Genomic DNA, 1,503 nt, shown 5'->3' with positions numbered 1-1,503 from the left:
GGTGTGGACGATCCTCCCCGGGGCGTCATCGCCAGTCCGAGTGGCTAGCGCGACGCGATGCCCGAGGTGCCCAAGGGCGATGGCCTGGTTGTGGGCATCGCCTCCGCCATGGATGCGAACCTCATCGACGAATTCGGTCGAGTTCGGTGCGGGCACATGAAAACCGCGTACCAGCACGTCAACCACCGACATCCCGATGCAGATGATCTCTGGCCTCGGTGCCTGAGCGTTCATGGGCTTCTCTCGATCCGGTGAGGTGCCGCGTAGGGTACTAGCAATCGATTACAGTACACGCACCCTCAGACCGTGGATAGCCTCGGGCTTCCATGGTGACCCGGCCCGTGTGACGTAACAGGGAAGGGAAAGTGCTCCTGATCTGGGAGAATTGTTCTTGCTTAGCCTGAATCCGTGGAATGACTGGCGGGGCAGCCTCGTCGTGTTTTGGGGGTGGTGGCCGGGCCTGCGGGTGTGGTGGAGCCGCTGGTCTGCCCAGCCTTTCCACTTCGGGTTCTTCTGGTCGTGCCTTCGCGGCGGTGGACGGGGACTCAGGCAGCTACTGGGGGCGCGTTGGCCTGACCGAGGACTGCGGTCCAGATCGCCAGCCACTTGTTGGCCCAGGGCCAGTGCTCGGGCAGGTGCAGCACGGGCCGGCGTTGTGGCCGGGCGAGCCGGGCTGGGATGTGGATGAGCGGGCGGCGCAGCGTCGCGCCGCGAGCCGGTGCCGACCGATGTGGGTCGAGGGCGTCGGCGGCGCGGAGCAGGTTGTGGGTGATCATGGCGCAGATCGCCCAGGCGCCGTTGGCGGCGAACCGTCCCGAGGGCAGGTGCGCCAGAGGTCCGTCGATCAGGTCGGCGAACACGGTCTCGACGATCGCGTGCCGGCGGTGGGTGAGATCGGCCTCGACGGTTGGCTCGGTGCTGTTGGTGAAGAACGGGTGGTGACGCCACACCGGGAACAACTCATCGAGCTTGGCCCGGTCGCGGACCCGGCGCACCACCAGCCGGGCGGTGACCGGATGCTTGGTAGAGGCGAACGCGGTGAACCTGATCTCGGCGACCTCGGCGTCGCTGATCAGCTCCCCGGTGTCCGGGTCGGCCACGGCCCCGGGGTAGTGCACCGGGGCCCAGGCATCGGCGGGAATCGCGGCGATGGCCCGGGTGACCGCCGGGTTCTTGGTCAGCACGACCGAGAACCGGACGCCTGCCTTCAGGCACGCGGCCACGACCGCGCTGTTGCCGTAGGCCGAGTCGCCACGCACCAAGATCTCGCCGCTGACGCCCGCGGCCTGTGCGGTCTTGATCGCCTCGCGGACCATCGACGCCGCGCCCTTGCCCGAGCCGCTGCTCCCGCCCCGGAGCCGGATCCCGGCCACGACCGGAGCGGCCTGTCGGGTGCTGATCGTGGTCGCCAACGGCGACAGACCCTTGCGGAGTACCTGCTTGCCGGCGATCTTGGTGTGTCCGAAACCGGCGCCCTGCTTGGCATGCCCGAACACCGGCCGC

The 1,503-nt window shown here is 68.4% G+C and carries 2 protein-coding genes; both read right to left on the bottom strand.

What is annotated here, in order from left to right; all coding sequences use genetic code 11:
* Window positions 1-234 (bottom strand): PfkB family carbohydrate kinase (locus tag ACK5M9_RS08390; protein ID WP_416892711.1); only part of this gene is annotated, 234 nt, incomplete at its 3' end.
* Between the two features lie 311 nt (window positions 235-545).
* Window positions 546-1,503: IS1380 family transposase (locus tag ACK5M9_RS08385; RefSeq protein ID WP_416892710.1), on the bottom strand; the 958-nt coding region annotated here is incomplete at its 5' end.

Origin of the sequence: Mycobacterium sp. (assembly GCF_047975165.1) — a bacterium.
Lineage (GTDB): Bacteria > Actinomycetota > Actinomycetes > Mycobacteriales > Mycobacteriaceae > Mycobacterium.
The sequence above is the reverse complement of the archived record's forward strand: the minus strand, read 5'-3'. Positions and strand labels throughout refer to the sequence as shown.